Raw genomic sequence first — 639 nt, 5'->3', positions numbered from 1 at the left:
CTGGCCAGTCTCATCGGTGGTGTTTACGGTAATGCGGCTGGTGAGGTCGCCCGCTGCCACCGTTTTTGCCACGCGCACCGCTTCGTTGATCGGTTGGGTAATGCTCCTGGAGATAAGCCACGCGATCAAGGCGCCCACGGCAATCGCCACTACACTAATGGCAATCATCAGGTTACGGGCGTTTTCATAGGTCCTGTCGGCTTCTACCGCCGCCTCATCGTTGAGCTTGTTTTCGAAATCGATCAGTTCAGCAAGTTGCGACAGCAGCTTGCGTTGGACTGGACGCACGTCGGTGACCAAGGCAGCCGCTGCTTCCACGTTCTTATTCGCCAATCCCAGGTCCACAACCTTGGTAATAAAGGGTTTTAGAGAACGATCAATTTCATGAACCTTTGCCAGCATGGATTTCTCCTGCTCGGTGGTTTCGGGAAGCGAGGTGAACATCTTGTCGAGCTTTGCATAAGCCTCCGCAAATTTCTGCTCTTCCTTTGCGATCCGCTCCACTTCCGGACGCATTTCCTCGTCTTTGGTCAGAAGAACCACATTGCGGATGGCAATCGCACGCTCATAAATAGTGGCGCGCATGATCAATGCGAGCTTGGATTCGACGTTGTTGACGTCGGTGATGTCTTTGAGATT

At 53.1% G+C, this 639-nt stretch carries 1 protein-coding gene; it reads right to left on the bottom strand.

What is annotated here, in order from left to right; genetic code table 11:
* Positions 1-639 (bottom strand): HAMP domain-containing protein (locus JK635_RS28185; protein WP_202653257.1); only part of this gene is annotated, 639 nt, incomplete at both ends.

Source organism: Neobacillus paridis, from assembly GCF_016765675.1.
Taxonomy (GTDB): domain Bacteria; phylum Bacillota; class Bacilli; order Bacillales; family Cytobacillaceae; genus Neobacillus; species Neobacillus paridis.
This window is presented reverse-complemented; position numbering and strand designations above follow the sequence as displayed.